This is a genomic window from Leuconostoc falkenbergense (genome assembly GCF_014634805.1).
Classification (GTDB): Bacteria; Bacillota; Bacilli; order Lactobacillales; family Lactobacillaceae; genus Leuconostoc; species Leuconostoc falkenbergense.
Genome location: NZ_BMBS01000065.1, coordinates 1 through 3880 on the forward strand (window position 1 = coordinate 1; position 3880 = coordinate 3880).

Here is a 3880-nt window from a genome sequence, read left to right on the forward strand (position 1 = left end):
TGTTTTAGACAATTACCATTAAAGGCGCTGCGGCTTTTTTATTCAAGTGTTCGGTTTAATTTTACAATCTACCATATGAGTAGTCACAAGATGGCTTAATGCTAAAAAGAGACTAGCTTTTTTGTTTGCATTTAAAACCGAAAAAAATGAAGATGCCTGCGTTCATTCAATAATGCTATGTAGTGAATAAATATCGCAGCACTTCATAAGTTAAAAATTGACTATTTTTTTCTTTCAATTACACTGTTAACTATGCTGCCTGAAAGATATGCTTGTAAATTAGACGTTGTAATGGCTAGAAGCCTTTCACGTGTTTCAAACGGCGCCCAGGCAATGTGAGGGGTTATATAGCAGTTTTTAGCTTTAAGTAAAGGATTATTTGCTTGAATTGGTTCTTTGCTGACTACATCAGTTGCCAAAGCATATAGGTGATTATGATTCAGAGCATCTGCCACATCGCTTTCATTAACTAGTTTTCCTCTTGAAGTATTCACGAGGATAGCAGTGGACTTCATTTTAGCCAGTGTTGTCTTGTTAATTAGGTTGATTGTTTGAGGAGTTTGAATAACATGTAGACTAATAACGTCCGACGTTTTCAATATTTCATCTAACGAAACTTGTTTAAGCCAATTTTCTTTTATTTTTTTAGGACGATGATTATAGAACACTACATTCATTTCAAATGCATGAGCTAATTTTGCTACTTTTTGAGCTATATGACCGTAGCCAATAAGACCTAGTGTTTTTTCTTTTAATTCGTATAAAGGCTTGTCCCAAAATGTAAAATCTGGTCCTTGTGACCATCGGTCTTGATGAACTAATTGGTTATGTAGTCCAACTTGTCCCGTCACTTCAAGTAAGAGAGAAAAAGTAAATTGAGCTACCGCATCACGGGCATAGGTCGGAACGTTAGTTACCTCAACATTGTGGTTATTAGCACTTTCTAGGTCAATAACATCATAACCTGTACCCATAATTCCAATATACTTCAGGTTTTTAGATTGGGAAATAACATAGTCATTTATAGGAGTTTTGTGAGTGATAACAATTTCTGCACCATCAATTCGGTTTATTATTTCTTTTTCATTAGCTGTATTGGTACGGTCATAAAAAGTACAGTCGCCAACAGATCTTAACTTATCCCAATCTAAATCGTCATTTAACTCATAGCCATCTAAAAGAACAATTTTTACCATATTGCTAATACCTCTTTTTCGTTAATCATATCATGAAATTTATTAAGCAGAGTTTATTTTGCATAGAAAGTAGACATGGTAAAAAATTCAGAAAATATCTGAAAATATAAAAAAATTGAGAAGTTTTTCAACAATAAAGAATTAGCCACAAAATGAGTTAGTGCTTAACAGCTACTAGCTTTTTTGGTTGCATTTAAAAGTGAAAGGAATAAACAAGATGCCAACAAAAATATGGTTAAAACCTGAACAATTAGAGCTGTATATTAAGCAGTTAGAACGGTTTAGAGACTTATATAGTCAACTATACCAAACGTTAGAAAGTGATAGACAAGGCTTTCAATTCAAAGCTGGTGCGCCAAACTTCCAAACAACGTTAAGCGTATCAATGCAATTACAAGCTAAAATCAGACAAGCACAATCTCAAACATATGGAGATGTGCTTTTTTTTAACAAAGAATTAGCATCTAGGGTGCAAGATTTGGTTTCAAAATCAATTGAGTTGACCTTTGCTTATCGTGATTTAGACTTGTTGATTAAGGGAACTGATCGCAATAACGAAAGTGGTTTGAACAGAATTGAAGAACAGTTGTATCAAGCCAAGCGACAATTAAAAGAACAAGGAGTGAAATGAAAATACAAATTTATTCATATCAAAATTGTTTTTTAATATAACTGTATAAACAATGAGTTTATTTTGTATAACTTTACTTTACTTTTTGATAAGTATGATGTACTATAATTTCAAGGAGATAAAGTAAATGAAAAAAGACTTTGGTGACTCAATCAATAATAAAGTATATGAATTCCGTGTCTTAGCTCGATTATCTCAACAGGAACTAGCAGAAAAAGTAGGGGTTTCAAAGCAAACAATATTTGTTATGGAAAAAGGAAAATATTTTCCAACGCTTTTATTGGCATTTAGAATTGCAACTTTTTTTAAGGTAGATCTAACGGATATTTTTTCTTATGACATAGGGGGAACAGAAAATGAAGATTAATAGTTTAAGTGATATACCAGATGCATTGTTTTATCCATTAAAAGAGTGGTCTGAACAGTCTGTGGGCAATTTTAACTTATTAGTTGGTATAGGTTTTGTTTTTGTCATGTCTAGCGCTGCTTTTGTAATATTTTATTCGATTAAAACAGGAAAAAGTGATGAAAGAACAACATTGATTAGTTTGAAAAGTGCATATTTTATGTTAGTAGCCATTATCGTGTGTGATTTGTTTTTTCCAAAAGGATATTTAGCGAACCAATTCTTCATGTTTAAGTATGGTATTGCTTGCTTTGTTTCAGGATTATATCTATGGTTGCAATCCAAAAAAGACCTTGAATGAGTGTCGTTCACTACTGAATAAATTAAACAAAAGCTTATCAAAGATATCTTTGATAGGTTTTTTTGTAAAAAAAATTAAATACTGTTTTTACAAAATAATAATTTAAAATAAAAAGTCATGCTAATAGGTTCACAATTATATATGCTTTATTTGTAAGCTTTTAAGCATAGTTTAGGTGTGATATTATTATCTTATTCACATAACTAATTAGGAGTAAAAATAAATTATATGACTAAGAAATTACCTCGAGACCAAATAAAATATCCACGTATTCATGAAAATGATCGACATTTGATTGAACACATGTGGAATGATGAAAAACTAACGCAGTCTGAAATCGCTAGAAAACTTAATCGCTCGCAGTCTGCTATATCGAGAGAATTAAAACAAGGCAATATCTTTGATTTTAGTAATTTAAGTAAACGTCAATTGTATAATCTTGAAATTCATTCTCGTATTAAATACTCTGCCTTGCGTGGTCAATTTATCGCCACTCAAAGAAGTGTGAGACGTGGCAACGGTTCAAAATTGTTGACAGATGAGTTAAAAGAACTGATAGAGCATTGGGTCAATGTTGAACATTGGACACCTGAACAAATTGCTGAAGCTCATGTATCAGATATTGAAGTCTCGGCATCAACGATTAGAAATTGGGCGAGACAGGGTAAAATTTATTTAAGACCCTATTATCGCAAACGTGCCAATAATACAGATGCTGAAAAAGTTAAAATTAAAACGCAGTATCAAAAACAGCGTGAGATTGATAGACTGCGTTCTAAATTAAAGTCACAGGGTATTCTAGTTCGTCATTCAATTTATGAACGACCACCAAAGATAAATACTCGTAGACAATTCGGACATTGGGAAATTGATTTAGTTTTGCCAGCAAAGGGTAAGAATGGCGAAATTAACGATAAGAGCGCTATTTTAACCTTAGTTGAACGTAAGACAAGGTTTTATGTACTGGTTAAAATTGACAGTAAACAATCATTTGATGTGATTAAAGGCTTTAGATACTTCTATAAGAATTATGGCAAATGGGTACGCACAATCACGGCTGATAATGGTATTGAGTTCATGTCATGGGACTTTTTAGAAGTCGTCCAGCAGGAATACAAGACCAAAATATACTATGCAACACCCTCTTCACCACAGGAAAGGGGGACAAACGAATATAAAAACCGTGAATTGCGAGTATTTATCCCGAAGAAAACGACCTTTAGGACAATTAAGCAGAAAGATTTAGAAGTGATCGCTGATAAAATCAACCGTAAGCCAATGCGTATTGCACTGCAAGGTTCAACACCTTATGAACGTTTTAATAAGGAATACCGCAATATGGAGCG

Annotated in this window: 5 protein-coding genes; 4 read left to right on the plus strand and 1 reads right to left on the minus strand. The window is 32.9% G+C overall.

What is annotated here, in order from left to right:
- Nucleotides 1-221: 221 nt before the first annotated feature.
- Entirely contained in the window at nt 222-1196 is a 975-nt protein-coding gene (locus tag IEU71_RS09685; RefSeq protein WP_004910555.1) for a D-2-hydroxyacid dehydrogenase, read from the minus strand.
- A gap of 217 nt (nt 1197-1413) precedes the next feature.
- Between IEU71_RS09685 and IEU71_RS09690 the strand changes: the two genes are divergently transcribed.
- From IEU71_RS09690 to IEU71_RS09705, 4 genes are all read left to right on the plus strand, one after another.
- Nucleotides 1414-1827 carry a hypothetical protein gene (locus IEU71_RS09690; protein ID WP_004910557.1) on the plus strand — a complete coding sequence of 138 codons (414 nt, stop codon included), beginning with the start codon at nt 1414-1416 and terminating at the stop codon, nt 1825-1827.
- 127 nt (nt 1828-1954) lie between these two features.
- A complete protein-coding gene (locus IEU71_RS09695) occupies nt 1955-2194 on the plus strand; it encodes a helix-turn-helix transcriptional regulator (protein ID WP_002814620.1) in 240 nt (79 codons plus the stop codon).
- Complete coding sequence (locus IEU71_RS09700) at nt 2184-2534, plus strand: hypothetical protein (protein WP_002814618.1); 351 nt, start codon at nt 2184-2186, stop codon at nt 2532-2534. Before IEU71_RS09695 ends, IEU71_RS09700 begins: the two co-directional genes overlap by 11 nt.
- A gap of 228 nt (nt 2535-2762) precedes the next feature.
- Nucleotides 2763-3880, plus strand: a 1118-nt coding sequence (locus tag IEU71_RS09705) for an IS30 family transposase (protein ID WP_188349651.1), incomplete at its 3' end; no start/stop codon positions are given.